Annotated in this window: 16 protein-coding genes and 1 pseudogene; 2 read left to right on the top strand and 15 right to left on the bottom strand. The window is 60.5% G+C overall.

The window, feature by feature from the left end:
* Position 1: 1 nt before the first annotated feature.
* From KVT38_RS04655 to KVT38_RS04630, 6 genes are all read right to left on the bottom strand, one after another.
* Positions 2–1,852: a cache domain-containing sensor histidine kinase gene (locus tag KVT38_RS04655; RefSeq protein ID WP_217592526.1), complete on the bottom strand. Its 1,851-nt coding sequence runs from the start codon at positions 1,850–1,852 to the stop codon at positions 2–4.
* A 20-nt stretch (positions 1,853–1,872) separates the two neighbouring features.
* Positions 1,873–3,582: a glycoside hydrolase family 2 protein gene (locus KVT38_RS04650; RefSeq protein ID WP_254638986.1), complete on the bottom strand. Its 1,710-nt coding sequence runs from the start codon at positions 3,580–3,582 to the stop codon at positions 1,873–1,875.
* A gap of 284 nt (positions 3,583–3,866) precedes the next feature.
* The gene (locus tag KVT38_RS04645) at positions 3,867–4,049 is read right to left on the bottom strand and encodes an S-layer homology domain-containing protein (protein ID WP_217592524.1); all 183 of its coding nucleotides are present in this window, start codon (positions 4,047–4,049) and stop codon (positions 3,867–3,869) included.
* 30 nt (positions 4,050–4,079) lie between these two features.
* Positions 4,080–5,255, bottom strand: a complete 1,176-nt coding sequence (locus KVT38_RS04640; RefSeq protein ID WP_217592523.1) for a serine hydrolase — start codon at positions 5,253–5,255, stop codon at positions 4,080–4,082.
* A 175-nt stretch (positions 5,256–5,430) separates the two neighbouring features.
* Positions 5,431–6,333: an RNA polymerase sigma factor SigJ gene (gene sigJ / locus KVT38_RS04635; RefSeq protein WP_217592522.1), complete on the bottom strand. Its 903-nt coding sequence runs from the start codon at positions 6,331–6,333 to the stop codon at positions 5,431–5,433.
* Complete coding sequence (locus KVT38_RS04630; RefSeq protein ID WP_217592521.1) at positions 6,323–7,642, bottom strand: phytoene desaturase family protein; 1,320 nt, start codon at positions 7,640–7,642, stop codon at positions 6,323–6,325. Before KVT38_RS04630 ends, sigJ begins: the two co-directional genes overlap by 11 nt.
* 376 nt (positions 7,643–8,018) lie before the next feature.
* Between KVT38_RS04630 and KVT38_RS35860 the strand changes: the two are divergent.
* Together KVT38_RS35860 and KVT38_RS35855 are read left to right on the top strand one after the other, a co-directional pair.
* Positions 8,019–8,648: pseudogene (locus KVT38_RS35860) on the top strand (collagen-like domain-containing protein); the annotation flags it as partial.
* 33 nt (positions 8,649–8,681) lie between these two features.
* Complete coding sequence (locus KVT38_RS35855; protein ID WP_483298159.1) at positions 8,682–8,897, top strand: phage tail protein; 216 nt, start codon at positions 8,682–8,684, stop codon at positions 8,895–8,897.
* Here KVT38_RS35855 and KVT38_RS04620 read toward each other — a convergent pair.
* From KVT38_RS04620 to KVT38_RS04580, 9 genes are all read right to left on the bottom strand, one after another.
* Entirely contained in the window at positions 8,894–9,394 is a 501-nt protein-coding gene (locus KVT38_RS04620; RefSeq protein WP_217592519.1) for a GNAT family N-acetyltransferase, read from the bottom strand. The two genes, KVT38_RS35855 and KVT38_RS04620, sit on opposite strands and share 4 nt — an antisense overlap.
* 19 nt (positions 9,395–9,413) lie before the next feature.
* Complete coding sequence (locus KVT38_RS04615) at positions 9,414–10,415, bottom strand: glutathione S-transferase family protein (protein ID WP_254638985.1); 1,002 nt, start codon at positions 10,413–10,415, stop codon at positions 9,414–9,416.
* 166 nt (positions 10,416–10,581) lie between these two features.
* Positions 10,582–11,115: a hypothetical protein gene (locus KVT38_RS04610; RefSeq protein WP_217592517.1), complete on the bottom strand. Its 534-nt coding sequence runs from the start codon at positions 11,113–11,115 to the stop codon at positions 10,582–10,584.
* A gap of 23 nt (positions 11,116–11,138) precedes the next feature.
* Complete coding sequence (locus tag KVT38_RS04605) at positions 11,139–12,986, bottom strand: S-layer homology domain-containing protein (RefSeq protein ID WP_217592516.1); 1,848 nt, start codon at positions 12,984–12,986, stop codon at positions 11,139–11,141.
* 162 nt (positions 12,987–13,148) lie between these two features.
* On the bottom strand, positions 13,149–15,239 hold the full coding sequence (locus tag KVT38_RS04600) for a glycosyltransferase family 39 protein (RefSeq protein ID WP_217592515.1): 2,091 nt from the start codon (positions 15,237–15,239) through the stop codon (positions 13,149–13,151).
* Positions 15,240–15,494: 255 nt separating this feature from the next.
* Positions 15,495–17,321, bottom strand: a complete 1,827-nt coding sequence (locus tag KVT38_RS04595) for an ABC transporter ATP-binding protein (RefSeq protein WP_368859051.1) — start codon at positions 17,319–17,321, stop codon at positions 15,495–15,497.
* A complete protein-coding gene (locus KVT38_RS04590) occupies positions 17,318–18,256 on the bottom strand; it encodes a phosphoenolpyruvate carboxykinase (ATP) (protein WP_217592514.1) in 939 nt (312 codons plus the stop codon). The genes KVT38_RS04595 and KVT38_RS04590 overlap by 4 nt, the downstream gene beginning before the upstream one ends.
* Before the next feature lie 91 nt (positions 18,257–18,347).
* Entirely contained in the window at positions 18,348–18,485 is a 138-nt protein-coding gene (locus tag KVT38_RS04585; RefSeq protein ID WP_217592513.1) for a paeninodin family lasso peptide, read from the bottom strand.
* A 29-nt stretch (positions 18,486–18,514) separates the two neighbouring features.
* Positions 18,515–20,440, bottom strand: coding sequence for an asparagine synthase-related protein (locus KVT38_RS04580; protein WP_217592512.1), 1,926 nt, complete (start codon positions 20,438–20,440; stop codon positions 18,515–18,517).
* Between the last annotated feature and the right edge of the window lie 115 nt (positions 20,441–20,555).

Raw genomic sequence — 20,555 nt, 5'->3', positions numbered from 1 at the left:
TTCACGCTCCTTCCTCCCCCATCTCCAGCGGCAGCGTCAGCTCGATCGTCGTTCCCTTGCCCGGCGAGCTGGACAGCCGCATAGCCGCTTCGTCCCGGTATGCGAGCCATAACCGGTCCTTCACGTTGAGCAGGCCGATGCCTCGCGACGACGGGACGCGCGGGGCGTCCATCTCGGTCGACAGCAGCCCGCTCAGCTCCATCAGCCGGTCGGTATCGATCCCCACCCCGTCGTCCTGAACGACAAGCCGCAGCAGATCCCCCTCCCCGACCGCGGTCACCTTTACTGTGCCGGGAACCGTCTTCGGCTCAATGCCGTGCCGGATCGCGTTTTCCACGAGCGGCTGCAGAATCAGCTTCAGCACCTTGCAGTTCTGGAGCGCAGGCGGCACTTCAATCTCGAACGACATGCGGTCGCCGTACCGGATCTGGATGATGCGCAAATAGTGCTCCACGCTGCGAATCTCGTCCCGAAGGGGAACAACGTCCTCTTCCCCCGTGATGCTGTAGCGAAAAATGTAAGAGAGCGACGACGTCATCTTGCTGATGTCGCGCACGCCGTGAATTTTGGCCAGACTGGAGATCGTCTCCAGCGTGTTGTACAGGAAGTGAGGGTTGATCTGCGCTTTAAGCGCCTTGATCTGCATCTCCTGCTTCACGACCCGCTCCCGGTACAGCTCATTGATCAGGTCGTTCAACCGGTCCACCATCCTGTCGTAAGTCGAAGTCAGCCGCTGAATTTCGTCCTTCCCGGCATGCTGGACGTTGGTTAGCTTGAAGTCCCCTTTTTCCAAATTACGCATCGAGCTCATCAGTCTGTAAATCCCGCTGAAGATGCTGCTAAACACCAGCATGGCGACATAACCGGACAGCAGCATGAAAAAAACCGCGATGACGATCGTGAAGGTCAATATTTTTTTTGTGCTGTGCATGAGATAGTCATAGGGAATCTGGTTGACCACCGTCCAGCCGGTATGCTTCATTCGGGTGAAGGACATCAGATACTTGCGTCCGTCGCCGGCTTTATAGTCGAAATGGCCGCTGCCCGAGTCCCGGTCCGCGATGGCGGAGATCAGCTTCGAATCGTTCAGCGGTTCCCCCCACTGGGCTTCGTCTTCGCTATAGATCACCGTGCCGGATTCGTCGATGATCCAGACTTGTCCCTGCTCCGCTTCCCCGAGATTGGACAGGATGGGATGGAATGCACTGGGCTTCACGGCGAGCGCGGCCAGCCCGAAGTTCGTGCCGCGCCAGCGGTCCTTGATCGGGACGGACAGCGTCAGCACCTTTTCGCCCGTCTGAAAGAAACCTTTCACTTCGTTCAGATGAGGCGCCTCCCATGTGATGCCCCCATCGGCGCGGCCGAGCGTCTCCCGATAAAGGCGGGTGCCGCTGTACGCAGGCGGCATCATGCGATTGCCGACGAACATGCTGTATTTGTCGTTAAGCAGGGCGACGGTCATCCCCGATACCGCAAGGTTGCTCCTCATTTTCACATTAAGCGTCCGCTTGATCTCGTCGTCCAGGCTGTACTGTCCGAGCTTGTCGAGCTTGTCGGCGCCCTTCATGTCCGTCTGCACGACATCCTCGTTTACGATCGTCTGCAGCAGCGCCTCATAATCGGAGACGATCGCGTTCGCATTGATCTCCACCTGATGGATGATCTGCATCGAGAAGGATTCGATTTTCTGCTGCGCGTCCTTGTAGGAGTAATAAAAAGACACCGTTGCTACGATCGCAAGCGGTGCAATGGAGATCAACAGAAAGGTCACGAAGAGCCTGCGCCTGACCGTGAAGCGCCGCAGGAAGCGGATCTGATGTTGAAAAAAGGCGTTCACGAGTCGGCGCAGCATGGGCGGCATCCCCCAGAAGTCTAATAGTGTACGATCTCTCCCTCATTGATCCGGCGGATGAGGTCGAGCGGGACCTTGGGCTTGCGCTCCCAAGTGAGCAGTCCGCAGATCTCCGTCTCGGTATCGGTAAGCTGCGTATAGCAATAGCCTTGAACGAGACCGGAGACGACCATCGGATGGATGACGTCCACCAGTTGCTCGAGGAATTGCCGCTCGTCCCGGGCGGCGGGCGTCACGTCGGGAGACTCTGCCAGGCTTCGCAGATTGACGCCTCCGAATTCGGTGTTCATGATCGGCTCCCCGTTGTACTGATAGCCGGGTGCATAGACGAACTTGCGTCCCGGCATGTCGTTCAGGATCCGCCCGACATCCGCGTACCGATCGAGAAGAACCTGGCGATCTCTCGTATAATCGTGCACCGTGCACAGATCGGACAAGCAGTGCTCCCAACCGTCGTTCGAGATCACGAGTCTCGTCGAATCGATCGACTTGGTGAAGTGATAGAGCGCCATCGTATGATGCCGCTGCTTCGGATCGACCAAGATGTCGGGCACGCCCCAGCTCTCGTTAAGCGGCACCCAAGCGACGATGCAGGGATGATTATAATCGCGGCTGACGATCTCGCCCCACTCCTGGGTCATCCGATAGGCGTAGGCCTCGGAATAAGCGTAGGCATTCGCCGTCTCGCCCCACACGAGGACGCCAAGCTTGTCGCACCAGTACAAGTAACGCGGGTCCGCAACCATCTGGTGCTTGCGCATCCCGTTAAATCCCATTTCCTTGCACAATTCCACGTCGCGGCGAATGGCCTCGTCCGACGGCGCGGTCAGTATGCCGTCATGGAAGTAGCCCTGATCCAGCACGAGCTTCATGCGGTACGGCTTATTGTTCAGGCACACCTTGCCGCCCTCAATAGAAACTTTACGCATTCCGAAGTAACTTGTCACGCGGTCCGTGACGATACCGTCCGAGGAAAGCGTGAATTCGACGTCGTACAGGTTCGGACGGTCCGGGGACCACCAGCGTCCGAAGCCGTGATCGTTGAAGTCCTTCAGATGGATTCGCCGCGTCTCCAGCTCGCCGGCCCACAGCGTCTCCTTGGCGATCAATTGACCCGCAAACGTGATCCGCACCGACAGCTCGGCCCGCGCTTTCGCAGCCAGTCCTTGAATGCGCGTCTCGATCTCGATCTCGTTCGTATCGAGATGCGGCGTGAAGCGGACCTTCTCGAGCGCGAGCGGATGCATCCATTCGAGCCATACCGATTGCCAGATGCCAGTCATGTTCCTGAACCACATGACCTCGCCCTTCTCCTTCCAATACTGCTTGCCCCGCGGCAGTGTCAGATCCTCGAAGTAGTCCTGGGCGCGAACGACAATCGTATGCGTATCGGTGCCAGTATCGAGCGCATCGGTGATATCGGCGGAGAAGGAAGCCTGGCCGCCCTGATGGCTGATCGCATGGCGACCGTCCACCCAGACCTGCGCTTCGTAGTCGACCGCTCCAAAGTGAAGAACGATCCGTTTGCCCTTCGCTTCCGGAGGAAGCGTAACCGTCCTGCGATACCAGACGACGTCGTGGAATTCTGTCTCACCGATGCCGCTAAGCGGGCTTTGATAGCAGAAAGGGACCGTGATGCGCCGGTCGAATTCGCCGTTCTCGTACCATTTTTCGGTCAATCCTTGATCTTTATCGTCCATCCGGAATTCCCACTCGCCGTTCAAGCTCATCCACGCATCTCTTACGTATTGCGGACGAGGATATTCTGCCCTTATCGTCATGCGTTCTTCCCCTTCGGCATCAAAGTCTCAAATCTCAAAAGTCTCTCGGAAGTTCATTTTATCAACGCCTCTTTCCGTTTATAATCCGATGCATTTGACGGTTCAGGTATAACTTTTTGCGCAGGCCGTCGCACATGCTCTCGCCGGTTGAATACATGAACGTCAAAAAGGCCGCAAGCGCCGATGCGCTTGCAGCCTTTTTGACGTTGTCGTCCGCCTGCGGCAGGACGTTTTTATTTCGAGGCGACCCACAGTCCGGAGACGGCATTGACGGCGTCCGCATACTTGGCCTTCGCCAGCGGGCGGAAGGTGCCGTCGGCATATCCGACCTCTTTTTTCAGCGCTGCCGCCTTCAGCACGGACTCCTTGGCCCAACCCGGCAATTGCGCTTGATCCGTGTACGTCAGCTGCGTCATGCCGACGTCCGTCTTGCCGTGCACGAGCTCTTAAGCGCGGATAAACATCGTCGTCATCTCCGCTCTCGAAATAATCGAGTCCCCGGCGAAGCTGCTGCCGGACAAGCCGTTGACGATTCCCGCTTCGCGGGCCGCCATGATCTCTGCATAGTAAGGGCTGTCCGTTCCGACATCGGCGAACGCCTTCCCTTGTCCGGCTGCCATCTTGAGTCCCAGCTCGCGGGCGAGCATGGACGTGAACTCCGCTCTGGTCATCGGTTTGCCGGCATTCGCTTCGTTGTCCTCCAGCATTTGATTGTAGACGGCCTTGGCGACCTGCTGCACGACGGGGTTGCCGATCGCCTGCGCCTCGTCGAAGTCGTCCGTGGTCGTCACCTCGGTCATCACGCTGATCGCCAGTTCGCGGCCCGGCAGCAAAAAGTAGCCGACATCGTGCGTTACGTTGGCATTCTCGCCCGTCTTATGGGCGATCGGGGCTTCGGGCAGCGCCGCGCCGAACTTCGTATTGACCTCCTGCGCCCCCATCCAGGCGATGATCCGGTTGCGGGACTCGGCAGTGAGGAACGTTCCGTCGTATATGTCCTTCAGCAGCGTCGCCAGGTCCTTGGCATTGATATAGTTATCTTGTTCGGGCGTCGGAGCGGACGCGAACATCTTGCGGCCCAGATGCATAACCTTCAGGTCGAGATTGTCCAGCAAGGCCTGCACCTTGTCCAATCCGACGACGTCGATGAGCACGTTGGTAGCCGTATTATCCGATTGCGTAATCATGAGCCGGGCCAGACGGTCGAGCGTCACATCCTGCGGGAACGTCTCTTTTTGCAGCGAGCCCGTTCCGCCTACCACATCGGTAGGTTTGACGGTCACCGTATCGCTCAGCTTCAGAATGCCGTCGTCCACTTGCTGCATAAGCGTCGATACGAGCGCCATCTTGATCGTACTGGCCGGCTTATAGGTATCGTCTCTGCCGAGCAGCACGCCGTCGTTGCCGTATGCGCCGCCCAGATCCTCGATCCCTACCGATACGCGTACGCCGTCTTTCCAAGCTTCATCGATGATAGGTTGTACGACGCCCGAAATCTCGGTTAAATTCGGGCTCTCTCCACTCGCGAATGCCGATGTCGGCCGGATGCCGGGGAAAAAGGAAGCGGTGAGGAGCGAAGCGAAAAGCGTGATTTTGATCATCGATGTTTTCTTGGTCATCATTCGTCTGCAGGCTCCCTTATGCTTGTCTTGTAATTTGTGTTATATAATATAACATAATATTATCAATATCAACGCTTGAGGATATTAATGTTATATATAATTACATAAAATAGAGGCTGTCCCAAGTCGCCGCTATGACTTGGAGACAGCCTCTATTTGCTTGTATAGCCGCGGCTTATCCTAAGTTCAGATGCCGCAGCTTATCGGGATTGCGAAGCAGATACATCTCCTGGACGCGGTCGTCCTTGAACGCCAGGCTGACAAGGGTCGGAAAAGGTTCAAGCGGGCTGGTCAGCCAGAAGCCGAGCTGCCCGTTGATCTTTACGAGACGCACCTCGCCCAAGCCGCCGCTCTTCGATGCCAGTCCCTGAATGAACGCCAGGACGCGCTGGCTCGACGCAATTGGCCTGATCGCGGACATGACCTTGCCCCCTCCGTCGCTGTACAGCACGATGTCCTCGGCCAGCATTGCGAGCAGCCCTTTCATATCGCCCGACGCCGCGGCATGAAGAAAGCGCAGCACGAGCTGCTCGCCTCTGTCGCCGGGGATCGGCTCGGCGGTCGGCTCCGCCTGTATTTTGCGTTTCAGGCGGCTGTAGATCTTGCGGCAGCCCGTCTCCGTCTTGCCTACAACATCGGCAATATCGCGATAGTCGTACTCGAAAGCTTCGCGGAGAATAAATACCGCGCGCTCGATCGGCGTGAGCCGGTCGAGCAGAACGAGGAAGGCGTACGAGATCGTATCCTCGAGCAAGACCGTCTGCAGCGGATCCTGCCCGGCGGCGCTTTGGCCCGTCGTGTAGTCTTCGACGATCGGCTCCGGCAGCCACGGGCCGACGTAGACCTCTCTTTTCCGGCGCGCAGATTTCAGGTAGTCGAGACAGCGGTTGGTGACGATTTTACACAAATACGCCTTTAAATTCAGAATCGATCCTTCGCGGCGATCCGATTCCTGCTGCTGAACCGTGACGAACGCATCCTGGACGAGATCTTCGGCCTGTGCGACCGAGCCCAGCATGCGATACGCCAGGGATAGAAGCAGCGGTCTGTACGTCCGGTACGCGGCATCAAGCTCCACGATGCATCCCTTCCTTGACTGTGTCCTTACCGGCAATTATACATCGGGCCGCCTCCCGCGCGCTCGCCAAAGATGCGTTCAGCAGCATGCCCGAATCGCCCACCCAGTCCCCCGCCACAAAAAGTCCCGGCCTCCCTGCGACGGCCGGTCCCGGTCTGCCGGAGAGCCCCCCGCTCGCGGCTTCTACGACCGCATGCGATACGAGCATCCGCGGCAGGAAGCGGCGCTGCACGACATGTCCGCGCCAGCCCGGCTGGATGAGGTCGAGAAAGCCTTCCAGCTCCCGTTCGTCCTGCGCGGGATCGGTCTCCTCCGAGACGGGCAAGTACTTCATGACGTGGATCACTTCGCGACCCGGATGGTCGGATAGCGCGGAAGCGGCCGAGTGGTTGGAGTAATACCAGGGTTCGTCCGCGCCCAGCACGAACCGGGTCTTGGACTGCGGCATGCCGGTCGCGACGAGGTCCAGGCATGCCGCCCGGACCGGGGTCAGCCGCTCGTACAGGGCGGATTCGGCAGGCGTCAGCGCGGGGTCCAGCATGGCCAGCGTCTCCTTAGGCCCGGCGGTTGAGATCACGTGACGCGCCGACAGCCGCGTCCCGTCCTTGAGCGCGACCGTCATGCGCGGGGCGATGCCGCTTATGGTCCGGACCGGCGATCGCGTCAGGAAGGACACGCCCGCTTGCCGCGCCTGTTCGGCCAGCCGGTCTACGAGGGACTGCCAGCCGCCGTCCACGTACATCACCTGGGCCTGAGCGAGCTGCCGGACGACGGCGCCGGCGCTCAGTAGATGAGGCGCGTCGCAATACGTGGCCACGCGCACCAGCGCGAGCACAGCGCTGCGCACACGCGGACTGCCGAGCTCGGATTCCAGGTAAGTCTGCAGGCTGACCTTCTGCAGCGCGGCGGTATCGATCTTGCGGAGCTTCGCGTAGAATCGGAGAAGCTGGGTCTTCTCGTGCCACTTCAGGAACGAGCCGAGCAAGAGCTGCCCGAGCGGAAGCGCCTTGCTCCGGCCGTCCGCTTGCTTGAACACGAACGAGCCCGACGTCTTCGGCGTGCCTCCCACCGGCTCGACCCCGACCTCCCGCAGAATCGGAAGTGCGCTTTTGTACAGCGCGTGTCCTCCCATGTTGACGCGCGAATCCGCGATCTCGTTCGACATCGCCCGGCCGCCGAGGCTCGCGCCTTTGTCGAGCACAACCACGCGCCTGCCCGCCTTCGCCAAGTAGATCGAAGCCGTCAATCCGGCGATGCCCCCTCCGATGATGATGACGTCCCATTCCTTTTGATCGTGTTTCTCCGACATGCTTCATCCATCCTCTCCGGTCTGATGCCAACATGACGATCGGGAGACAGGATTTGTGACCCGAAGACTCTTCGTACTTCAAACGGGATCGAAGCATAGTTGGTTGATGCGTTCCATAGATTCTATTGAAACCGGACATTGTACGGACAATGGGGGGATGACGGTGTATGTAAGCAAAAAGGCCATCTTGATCATGGCAGGCATTCTCGTTCTACTGCTCTCTGGCGCGAGCGTCTATGCGGCTGCGGCTTCGACTGCTGCAAACAAAGCGACGAGCACGATCTATGCCTGCGCCAAAATCGACGGGCAAATCCGAATCGCAGCTAAAAGCGGATTGTGCAAAAAGACGGAGAAGGCGATCTCCTGGAATGTGGTCGGCCCTAAAGGGGATAAGGGCGATACCGGGGCTGCCGGGCCCGCAGGCCCGAAGGGCGATACCGGGGCTGCCGGGCCCGCAGGCCCGAAGGGCGATACCGGGGCCACCGGAGCTGCGGGCGCGACTGGCGCGACTGGTGCGACTGGTGCGACCGGACCGCAAGGTGCGAAAGGCGATACCGGCGCGTCTGGGGCAACGGGCGCAACAGGGCCGCAGGGCGCGAAAGGCGATACCGGGCCAGCCGGCGCGACTGGCGCGACCGGACCGCAAGGGCCTCAAGGCGCGAAGGGCGATCCGGGGCCAGCCGGCGACACAGGCGCGACCGGACCGCAGGGGCCGCAGGGGCCGAAAGGCGAAGCGGGTCCTGCAGGCGCAACCGGCGCCACAGGTGCGAAGGGCGAGACTGGACCGCAAGGGCCGCAAGGCGTGAAAGGCGATCCGGGGCCAGCCGGCGCCACGGGCGCGACAGGACCTCAAGGGCCGAATGGCGATCCGGGGCCAGTTGGCGCGGCTGGCGCGACCGGTGCAACCGGACCGCAGGGGCCTCAAGGACCGCAGGGCCCGCCCGGAGCCTCCGGCCCCGCCGGCCCCAAGTTCGGCGATCCGTTCATCGCCGACGGAGCGGCAGGCGAAGGCGGGAGCTCGGCCGGCTACATCGGAGAAGTGTGGCTGTTCGCGGGCAACTTCGCCCCTTCCGGCACCCACGTCTGCGACGGCTCGCTCCTGTCCATCGCGCAAAATACGCCGCTGTTTGCGCTGCTCGGCAATCAGTACGGCGGAGACGGGAAGACGACCTTCGCGCTGCCGGATCTGCGGGACTACGCGCCGGCGGGCGTAAGCTACGTCATCAACCTCTCGGGTATTTTCCCGCCCCGCTAAAGATTCAGCCGAAACGCCATCACCCTGATGCCGTCGTCCGCCGGGAAAAAGTCGTGCTGCGGCAGCCGTTCGAAGCCCAGCTTCTCGTACAACTGCCGCGCATCCTTCATGAACTCGCCGGTATGCAGGCCAATGGCCCGGCTGCCGGACGCGCGGGCTCGGCGTACACATTCGGCGATGAGCGCCGAAGCCACGCCCTTTCCGCGATGATCCAGGGATACCGCCAACATGCGGATCTCCGGATAGTCCTGCTTGTCGGCATGGCCGTCATAGGCATCCGTATTCGCGGGAAACAGAACGACGCTGCCCGCGATCTGTCCGTCCGTTTCGGCAACGATCAATTCCGCGCCAAGCCGGGCGTCCGCATCCGAGCCGATCGCCCGCGCCAGCGCCTGCCAATGGCCGTCCGGAATCGACTGCGCGTGTTCCCGATAAGCTTCCAGCCTCTGCTCCCGGATCAAAGCACGCTCTTCCGGCGCCGCGTCGCGTATATGCATATTTTCGACTCCTCCTCCATTACTCGCGTACGAGAAACTTCTCTTCCCTGCCGCTCAGACGCTGTCTGCCGTGCGAAACCTCCCACACCGCAAGGTCCGGTCCTTTGGGCAAAATGTTCACTTCCTGCTTGTCCGTCGCGATGGTAATCGACAGATGATAGTGGCGCTTGATCGCGTCAAAATCGGTCGTGTCCCCGAACCCCGGCGTCTGGTACAGATCGCGGGCGTAGCCCCATAGATGCTCGAACTCGCGAAGCAGATTGCGGTTGGTCCGAAACGCCGTATAATACGCCGCGTCGAACCGGGCGAGCGTCGTATACAGACGGACGTCGGAGTCCGTAATGAAGTCCCCGTGCAGGAACCGGCTGCCCGCAAGGCGCCGCTCCAGCTCGTCCAAACGTGCGAACAACGTGTCGTAGGCCGCATCGTACGCTTCCTGGGAATGCGCGAAGCCGCACTTGTACACGCCATTGTTAATATCGTGGAAGATCGTCTCGTTCAAAGCGTCGATCTGCCCGCGCAGCGCCTCGGGATACAGATCGGGGGCATTTGCCTTGTGAAAAGGCGCCCACGCCGTCTCGAAGTAATTGGTCAGCTTGAAATAATCGTTGTTCGCGACTTCGCGCTTGCGGACATCCACCATGACGGGTACGGTCGGTCTCCCCGCATATTCCGGATCCGTCTTCAGGTAGATCTCGCTGATATAACGGATGCCGAGCACGGGATCGATGCCGTCAGGGTCGAGCGAGAATTCCCAGTCGACGCGCGGGAGCCTTGGCCGCATCGGGCTCACGGTTCCCAGGCCGATCGCCTCCTCGAGCCCGAGCACGCGGCGGACGATGACGGACCGATGCGCCCAGGGGCAGGCCGCCGACCAGAGCAGGCGGTATCTGCCCGCCTCGACGGGCAGCTCGCCGGGCTCGTCCCCGAACGGTGTCGTAAACCGGTTGACTTGACGCTTGAACGAACCGTCCTTCGTAATCTCGGCCGGCTTGCTGCCGGCTTGTTCGCTTGCGGACATAGGCTTCATTCCTTTGCTGGTGGGATTGTACTTTTATAGCCTATTGTAGCCGATCCGAAATGAAAAGGCCCGCGGACTGCGCGCCTTGCAGACAGGTTCTGTGCCGTAAATAGAAAGCCCTCGGCGGCTCTTTGGGAGCGCCAAGGACTCTACTTTAATTTAAATTTTAGGTAGGCTGTCCTTCCACTGCGGCTGCTTCAATCTTGAAATTACCGTCCACGGCAAATATTGCATCGAACTTCAAATTTTGCGCGCTTGCGCTCGTAATCAAGCGCGACCTGGACCAGTAGTAGACCGTCTTCGTGTCATCGTCCAAATACGTGCCTGACCGAGTGGAGGTCGTACCGTCGTCCTTGTATTCTCTGATGACCACATCGTCTTCAGCGATCGGTTTGTTGTCGGTTCTCGTTACTTTGAACATGACTTGGTAGTCATAATCTTGGTTTACCTTTGCCTTTATATAGAGCAAGGACTCGTCTTCAGCGTCCGCCTCGATCTCCGGCAGCGCATTGCCTGTCAGCACCACGCCTTGCTCATCCGTCCATTGAAGCAAGAAGCTCGGCAGCGCCTTGATCTTGAACGTAGAGGTCAATGTGTTGGAAATAGGTGTGGTCGACAGCGAAAATGCATATGCCGGCGTAGCTGCGGTGAACACGGCGGCGGACAACAGAAGGGCTTTGGCTAATTTCGGTACTCTCATTTACTTTTGACTCTCCTTTTGGGTTACGGAACCGGATTATATTTGATTGCAGTCACTTTCATGGCGTACGTTCCCCCGGTGCCGAATACGGCTTCGAGGGAGATCGTCTCCCGGCTTGCGACAGCATGACTACCCGAATAACTGACGATCCATGCATCTCCCCAACGGTCCATGAAGAAGCCGTCGGCGCTTCGGAGATCGACTTCCGAGGTACGGTTGACGCCATCCTCGTCGAACCATTGGAGCATGTACGCCACGTTGGGGACTGTGGACGATACCTCCGTGACAGGCTCGGCGTCGAACGTGAACGTCGCCTTCTGGCCGGCGTCCGCTTCGACGGTATCCTTAACGGAATCCTGCGTCAGCTTGAGGGAAAGCCTGACGTCCAGGCTTAGCGTCGCCTGCTCGGAGAAGCCTTCTACCGTGCCGGTAAACGCATAGACCCCGAGCGTCGACAACAGCACTTGCCCCTCGGCGATATCGACCCCCTCCGGCGCTTGCCAGACGACGTTCTTCGGCACCGAGGTGCCGTCCGACATCCGGACGGATACCTGCGTCGGCAGCGTATATGCCTCGGCGACCGGCTGGATCTTGGTGACCGGAATGGCGTACAGCATCGTGGCCGGTCCCGACGGTACGCTCACAGGAGCTGATTCTGGAGGCTGTCCGTTGATGAGCCGGACCTTGCCCTGGTTGGGACCGTAATCCTGAACGAGCGCCGGTACGAGCCGCTTGTCGGGCACGACGATGTCATCGATCGTCCCCTTGTCCCGGATGACGATACGCGTGTTCTCGACCGCCGCATCGGGGACGACGAGAGAAGCGACGGCCGTATCCCCGCCAAGCGTGAGACGGGCGGACGAAGCCAATTGCAACTTCGCGATCCTCGAATTCTCGACCGCCAGCTCCGGCGTCCCGTTGCCGCCGACGATGAGGGCGCCGTCGACATTGATATTTTTCAGCGTCAGCTTGTCCCCGAGAATCGTGAGGTTGCCGGAGACGTGAATCCCCTCGCCGTCCAGCACCATGTCCCGCTTCGATGCAGGAATCGTCATATCCACGATCTGTTCGACGCGATAGCCGTCCGACAGCTTGACCTTCAGCGTCGTACCGTCCAACAGTCCGGCATTGGCGGGGCCGAGCAGGCTCTTCAGCTCCTCGGTCATGGGGTAAACGAATGCACCGAGCCGAATTTTGTCCGTACCGACGACGGTGATGACCGCTTCCTTCTCCGCCGGCGCGTTCATCGCCTCCAGCAGACGCCTTAGGACGACTGCCACTTCCTGGCGCTCGGTCGGCTTGTTCAGCTCCAGCGTACTGCCGTCGCCGCGGAGCAGACCCAGCTCGACGGCGTCCGCGACCTGCCGGCGATTGGCGGGGTCCAGCTGGCGGGCATCCTGCTCGGACAAGGCCGAGCCGCCGCTGCCTTGCGCGCCCGTCGCCTGCGCGAATATCGCGATCAGCTCCTGCCGGGTCACAGGCTCGTACGGGCGAAACGGCTGCGAAGCGTCGCCCATCAGTCCCTGCGCCAAGACGCTGCGAATGCCGTCGTACGCCCAGGAGTTCGTATTAAGATCAGCCGGGATCGTGTCCTTCGAATCGACTGCCTGCAAATTCAGTGCCCGGGCCAGCAGAACGGCGACCTCTTGACGCGAGATCGGCCGATGCGGCAGATAGCTCTGGTTCCCGTAACCTTGCGTTATTCCCTTGTCGTTCAAGAAGCGAATCGAATCGACTGCCCAGCTCGAAGCGGATTGCATGTCGCTGTATGTATCGATTGCCGCTTGCGCTTTGACGTTGAACGGATAGAGCGAGCCGACGAGCGTCATGCCCAGCGCCGTCCCGTAAAGCCATTTATGATTCGATGCCATTCCCCGCTCCACACGCTCCCTGTCGTATACTGTTTAAAATTGTCATTTTGTCAGTTCAATCAAAATAGCATAGTCCGCTTAACATCCGCTAAAAAAAATGGTAAAAAAAAGCACCTCGGGACCATCAGTCCACGAAGATGCTCGAAATCTGATCTTAAAATTTCATAAAGAAACGGAATATAGCGTCCCACTGCCGCCGAAACCACCGTTGAATCGGCGTCCGTCGGTACCTGACTGAGCCGTGCCGACACTCGACGACTGCCACTCGGAAGCCGGAATCTCCTTGCCATGCTCCTGAATCCACTGCGTGACCTCCGCGTTGCCTCCTCGGCCGCCGCCCATGCCTCCGCCGCCGATCAGGAAATATTTCACTTCGCCTTTGGCGACGAGCGCTTGCAGCTTGTCGGCCGTATAGACCTGATCCGAGCCGTTGAACCCGTTCAGAATGACGACCGATTCTCCCTTGTCGATCATGTACGGAGCCGCCGTGCCGTAGTCGGATACCGCGAGCAAATATTTCTGGCCCGAGTCGTGCGCCTTCAAGTAAGCGTAGAGCCCCTCGTCTATGCTGCCGGACGATTCGCCGCCACCTTGCCCGCGCCCCTGAAGCCCGCCGCCCTGCGGTCCGCCCGCCTCGCGGGACGAGCTCGGACCGACGATCGGCGTCATGCTGCTCACGCCGTACGTGATCGGCGTCAGCGACCAATATACGGGGCCGACCAGCAGCGTCAGCAAGCCTGCGATCGCCCCTAGGCGGGCGGGGCGCAGGTTTTCCCTCGTTCGCCAGACGATCAGCAGCGCGGTCGCGATCAAGCCCACGAGTCCGATGCCCGCGGCCCAGCCGCCGCCGATCATTGCGTCGTACGGATGAACGATGTAATAGGCAAACGCCGTCGTGGCAAATATCGCCGATAGGAGCAGCCAGGATACCCATCCCGAACGATCCCTGTACGCTCGCCACAGCTCGATGAATCCCGCCCCCGTCAGCGCAGCGATCGGAGGCGCGAGCATGATCAGATAATATTGATGGAAAAAGCCGGCTACGCTGAAGAAGGCAGCTGCGGGGAGCAGCCAGGACAGCCAGAAAATCGTCTCCTTGTGCTTGTCGGTCCACCTCCGCCTGCGGATGCTGCCGAGCAGGCCGATCGAGCCGATTAACGCGAAAGGAAGGAGCCAGCTGGCCTGGTCGGACAGTGAAGCCTGGAACAAACGCAGCGGTCCTGCCTGGCCCGTCCCGAACATGCCGCCGCTTCGGTCCCCGTTCGGGCCGCCCGCTCCGCCAAATCCGCCGCCATCCTGACGGAAGCCGCCGCTAAACCCGCCGGCGCCGCCCTGCGGAGCGCCCTGGAAGCCGCCGCCGTCCTGCGCGGGCGCCTCCTGGCCCTGCCTCAAGCTCTGACCGTCCGCCCGTAACCCCCCGCCGTCCCTACTAAAGTTCGGCGCACCGCTACCGCCCTGTCCGCGGTCGCCCGTGAGCCGGGACACGCCGTTGTAACCGAACGCCAGATTGAGCACCGAATTCGTGCCGCTGCTGCCGATATAGGGCCGCTTGTCCGCGGGGATCGAATCGACGGCGACCGCCCAAGACACCGAGACGGCCAGCATGAGCGCCGTAGCGCCCGCGAGTACGCCCGTTTTCTTTTTCCAGGAAAGGCCCGACGCAATCCAATAAAACAAATAAAAGGCCGGCAGCACCATGTACGCCTGGAGCATCTTCATGTTGAACCCGACGCCCACCATCGCGAACGCGAAGACGACGCTCCACGCGCTGCCTTTTCGCACGCCACGGAACAGCAATGCAGCGGCGAGCAGCAAGGTGAATACGAGCATGCTGTCGATGTTGTTCGTGCGGCTGACGGCCACCGCGATCGGCGTGCAGGCCATGACGAGCGCAGCGATCCGCGCCGCCGCCACGCCGAACGTCGGCTTGACCAGCTTGTACGCGAGGAGCACCGAACCAATGCCGGCCAGCGCCTGCGGCAGGATGACGCTCCAGCCGTGGAGTCCGAATATTTTGGCGCTCAGCGTCTGGATCCAGAAGACGACGGGCGGTTTGTCCACCGTGACCGAGCCTGCGGAATCCAGCGAGGCGAAAAAGAAGTTATGGAAGTTTTCCATCATGGCCGCGACGGCCGTCGTGTAGTATGTATTGGCGTATTTGTCCGTCCAGATGCCATAGCCGTTCAAAAATACGGACAACAAGACGATAAACAGCAGCGGAAGATCCGCTTTCGATTTTGCGGGAGCTTTCATTCGGAGGTCTCCTTTAACGTTCGCATCCTTTAACTATGGACGCAGAAGCTAAGTCGGAGATTAAAATGAACTGAATGTTTTCTGAAAGTCAGATCGTTCGATCGCGCCGCTTGCGCAAACAACTGTAGAAACGCAGAAATGCAGCTGCTTCCTGAGGTGTGGGCCAGTTTACGCCCTCTGCCCGGAATGAGCTGCACTGTTGCGCCTGTCTGTTCAATTTCCACCTACGGAAGCGCGTTAAATGTACTTTTGCCGCTAACCGCTCGCCCGCGCCTGATAAGACAGCAGCTTCCCGAACAAGCCGCCTCGCTCCTCCGATAACTGCGCGTATCCGCCTTGCTGAACGACCGAGCCGTTGTCCAGCACGACGATCTGGTCCGCACCGCGGATCGTGGACAAGCGGTGGGCGATAACGATCAAGGTCATCCTGCCCCGCAGCCGTTCCAGCGCTTCCTGAATACCGGCTTCGCGCTCGCCGTCCAGGGCGCTCGTCGCTTCGTCCAGCACGAGGACGGACGGGTTGCGCAGAATCGCCCGCGCCAGCACGATACGCTGCCGTTCGCCGCCGGAGAGACGAACGCCCCGGTCCCCCAGCACGGTATCGAGCCCTTCCGGCAATCTTTCGACGAACGCATCCGCCGCCGCGAACCGCAGCGCTTCCCACATCTGCGACTCGCTCGCCTCCGGCGCGGCGATCGCCAGGTTGTCTCTCACGCTCTCGTGAAACAGGAAGGGATCCTGCGAGACGTAGCTGACGGAACGCCTCAATTCGTAAGCTTCGCCCGCGCCGAGCGGCTTGCCATCCACGAGCACCTGCCCGCGCTCAGGCTGCACGAGTCCGATCAGCATGTCGATCAGGGTGCTCTTCCCCGCGCCCGACCGGCCGACGACGGCCGTCATCCGATGCGCCGGAATGCGCAGGTTCACGCCCTGAAGGGCATAGGTGTCCTGCTCGCGGTCATAACGAAAGGACACGTCCCGCAGCTCGAAGCCCTGCGCAACGCGAGCGAGCGAGCCTCCTTCCGCAAGCCGTGGCGGCTCGGGCTCCCGCGCGGCTTCGGACGCCTGCTGCAGCTCCCGCAAATGCCTGAAGGCGGGAACCGTCTGGCCGATCTGCTCCAGATTGGATTGCAGCGCCGAGAATTTAGGCCACAGCCGCGAGAAGACAAGCACGATAAAGACAAGCGTCCCGGCTTGGACATGGAGCACCGCAAAGGCGAAATATACGAATAAGGCGATGAGGACGCTCGCCGCGGCTTTGTAATGGAACTGGGAGGCCGATTGCAGTCTGGTGAACTGAACGAGGTTGCCCTCCAGGCGATCGCACAAGGCGCGGAACCAGGATAGATGCTGCCGTTCCATCCGATTGCCCTTGATGTCCTTGATGCCGTTAAAATGATCGGTCATGCCTCCCACATAGCGCTGCATGAGCTCGGTCGTTTCCTTCCCGAGCGCTCTCGACTTCCTCACCTGGGACCGGGAGTACGCGGCGAGCGCCAGCCCGCACACCAAGACGGCCAAGGTGAGCGGCGCGGACAGCCACAGGGCGAAGCCGATCTGGATCAGCGTGAAGAGCAAGGTCGTGGCGAGCCGCAGGCACATGAACACGCCGAAGCTCACCCGGGGCAGCTCGATCGTCGCATGATGGATAAAGTCCGACCTTCTCCTTTTCAGAAAAAACGCCCAGTTCGATTGAATCAGGCCTTGATAAAGCTCGAGCCGCAGATGGCGGATAAAGCCCTGCTCGAGCTCGGCGCTCAGATTGGTCAGCAGACGCTGGAGCAGCCCTTGGCCAAGCAGCAGGATCAGGAAAACGGCAAGCACGGCGGGCAGTCTCATCTCGGAGGGCAAGCGCTGAAGCGGCTCCGCCGCGGCGGATAACAGCGGGATGCTTCCCGAGGAAGCGTCCATCAACCCGATCAGTCCCAGCATCGGGGCCAGCAGGAAAATGCCGATGCCCTCCAGCATGCTGACGACGATCGTCCCTGCCAGATTCGCATACAGCTTGGGTCCGGCAAACGCACGGAGCTTTTGGAGATAAAAGAGCACTGGCGCGACGTCCGGCTTTCCTTTCCCACTCACCCCTGCATGACCTTCTCTCCTTCAAGTACGGTGCGCAGCACCGCGTCGGCCATCTCCTGCGCCGAGAAGCCGCCGGCGGGCCGCTGCAATCTGAACACTTCGATCCGGCTCGCCATCCCGGTCACTGTCGAAAAATGCCATGAATCTCCCACTAGTCGCGAGACCAAAAAAGGCCGGTACGTATGGATCCGCAGGAGCGCCAGCTTGGCGAGCGCCTGACAGCGCGTGAGCGTCACCTCGTCCCCGTCCGTTCGCGACAGCTCGAACACGCCGGCCAGCGGCACGGCATCTACGGAAAATCCGGACGTAACGGGTATGGCATACTTGGACAGATACAGATGGCGATAGCGGTCGGACTGCAAGCCCAGCTGCTCGATGCTTTCCTGCCATAGCTTTTGCTGCGGATAGGCGGGCATGACGACCGGAGTGCCGCCGTCCTCGCCGCCGGACGCCACCGCGATCACGTCGTCGGTGAGCAGTTGATAGCCGCGGCTTCGGAACGCGGCCGCCAGCGTCGACTTTCCGGCGCCCGATTCTCCGATGAACGCATAAGCGCGCCCGTCGACGACGACGGCGCTGCCGTGAAGCGGAAGCGTCCGGCGCTGCATCAGGATCGCGCCCATGCACGTGCCGAGCAAATACAGGCGAATGCGCTTGTCTTCGGCGCCGGCGAAGGGCGATACGACAATCTGCCTCCCGCCGCGGATGGCGTAGACGGCTACTTCGGGTACGTAAAACAAAAACCGGTCTTCCTCGAACGCGTAAAAATCGTCCTCAACTTCTGCTGCGCGCCAGTCATTCGACAAGTCTCCCAGCCTGATCTCGACGTCCGCCCCGCCCATCCGAGCGGTCGCCACAAGCTCCGGCAGACCGATCTCGCTAGATAGATGAAGGCCGAATGCGTAGTACATGGACGGCTTGATTTTATTTTTCATACTAAAATGCACCTGCCTCTCCCGCTCGCATGCGTTAAACAAGGGTCCTTACATTCGAAATGTAAAAGGACCCTTGAACCGTTCGATCTAATTAAGAAGCCTCCGGGGCATGGGGGTGGCCATTGTTCGTGCCTTTGCCGTTGCGGTCCGGATACAGGCCGTTCGGTCCGCCGAACGTCTGGTTCACGTCGAGCACTTCAAGCGTCGGCTGGTTCCATTGTTGCTTCATTTGTCTTCACCTCCTTCCAAGCGAATGCGTCAGGCGCATTGCCTGAGAAACCGGTAGACGATCAAGCTCTGCATCAGCAATCTCGCGTGCCGGTCAAAGGCGCGGTCGGGGCGCGGCGGGTTGCCCATCTCTTCCAGCGAGTTGCGGACCTGCACGACGTTCAGCAGCCCAGAGGCCCGCGGATCGTCGCACAGCCGGCGCAGCTCCTCCGACATCTTGTCCCACGCCGGGAGCACGCGATGGATCCAATCCGCTCCCTGCACGCCGCGGACGCGCTGGTTCAGCCGGACGGAATCGGGCAAAAAACCTTCGGTCGCCCGCCGGACGAGCGCGCGGTCCATGCCGCCCTGCACGTACTGCTCGACCGGCACGGACAGGCAGAACCGGACGACCCTCGGATCGCAGGTCGGATCCCGCTCCCGGACGGCGTACCGCAGCGACAGCTTGGTCGACGACGTCCCTTGATGGTTCAGAATCGACAGGTTGTCGAACTGGTACGTGCGCGCTTCGAATTCGTTCATCCAGGCGTCCGTCAATCCGACGTCGTGGCCCTTCAGCCTGTCGAACACGCCGGTGCGCGCCGCCAGATCCGGATGAATCAGCATCGGGATATCCGTCAGCGGCTTCGGAGACGGATTCGCGAACGCCAGCTTGCCGATGTAGGGAACGAGCTGCGAGCGGCCGACGCGCACGTTTTTGCCGTACTGCGCCAGCTCGCGGTACAACCGCACCCAACGAAGCCGCCGCAGGAGCTGCGCATAATAGTCAAGCGCCGGCCCCCATGAGATGGAGTAGTTGCCGTTGCCGCCATGCAGCAGGACACCGACGTCCTGCTCGCTCGCTTGCGCGAGAATGCCCTTGAACCAGTAAGAATTTTCAAAAAATTTGTAAGGCGCTTCCATCAAGCCGAGCAGGTCGTCGATCTCGTCGAAGGAATTGCTGCCGGCAAAGTCCATATAACGGTGCGAGATCGGACCTACCCGGTCCACGATGTCCCTTATGTATGGCGTCTCGTCGGCCGCCATGCTCCGCGGAGTCCAGTCCTTAAAGTCCTCGCGCGGAATATAGCTGTACGTATGCAGCGTCTTGCCCTGTGCGCGCAGCGGCGCGGCCGCGAAGCTGACGACGGCCCCCGAGTCCAGCCCGCCGCTCAAGCTCGCGCCGACGTTGCGGCATGTCCGAAGCTTCGACGCGACCGCTTCCCTGAACACCTCGCGGAACGCTTCCTCGTACTCGCCGCTCGTCTTCAGCTTCAGCTGCGGCACGTCCGCCGCCAAAGAACCGTAGCGCCGCACCTTGAGACTGCCCTGCCCGAACGTAAAGGCATGCGCGGGCGGGATCTGGCCGATCTGGCGGTATGCCGTGGAGCGAACGTCGATCGTATCCAGGATGATCGGGATCGCGAGAAACTCGGCCAGCCACGATTCGTCCAGCTCTCCGCCGACGCCGGGCAGCGAGAGCAGCGGGTTCATCACCGTGCAAAAAGCGAACTGTTCCCGCCGATGGACATAGTACAGCGTGCGGCTGCCCGCCAGATCCCTGGCGCCGAACAAGCGGCGTCTCTCCTCGTCCCACAGGACGAAGGCGAAGTCGCCGATCAGATAGTTCGGCGCGTCCTCTCCCCACTTGCGGTACGCTGCCAGGATCAATTCGCTGTCCGTCATCCGCTGCCGGCGGGCATGCTCAATCTGCAGGCGGCCGAACAGCTCCTCCCGATTGTCGATGATCGCGTCCGCGGCGATGACGACGAGCGCTTCCCCTTCCTCACGGCAGGGCTGCCGGTCATGCACCGATTCGGGCGTGAACCACTGCGCATGGCAGCCCATGAACACATGTCGGTCATGCCAGGTACGCACGTCATGGGCCGGATACTTTTCCAAAGCCTTCATCATCAGACCCGCCGATTCGACGGAAACTGGCTCCTGCTCGTTCAGCAATCCGGCTATAGCGCTCATAGTTCTCCTATCCTGGACGTGATAGCGTTTTACCTTGGGGCTTATTATATCAATTTCGACAAAAATTCAAATGGCGCGGGAGGAGTAGCGAGGGATAGCGGATAGTAGTACGAAC

This window comes from Cohnella sp. GbtcB17, from assembly GCF_019091135.1.
Lineage (GTDB): Bacteria > Bacillota > Bacilli > Paenibacillales > Paenibacillaceae > Cohnella.
The sequence above is the reverse complement of the archived record's forward strand: the minus strand, read 5'-3'. Positions and strand labels throughout refer to the sequence as shown.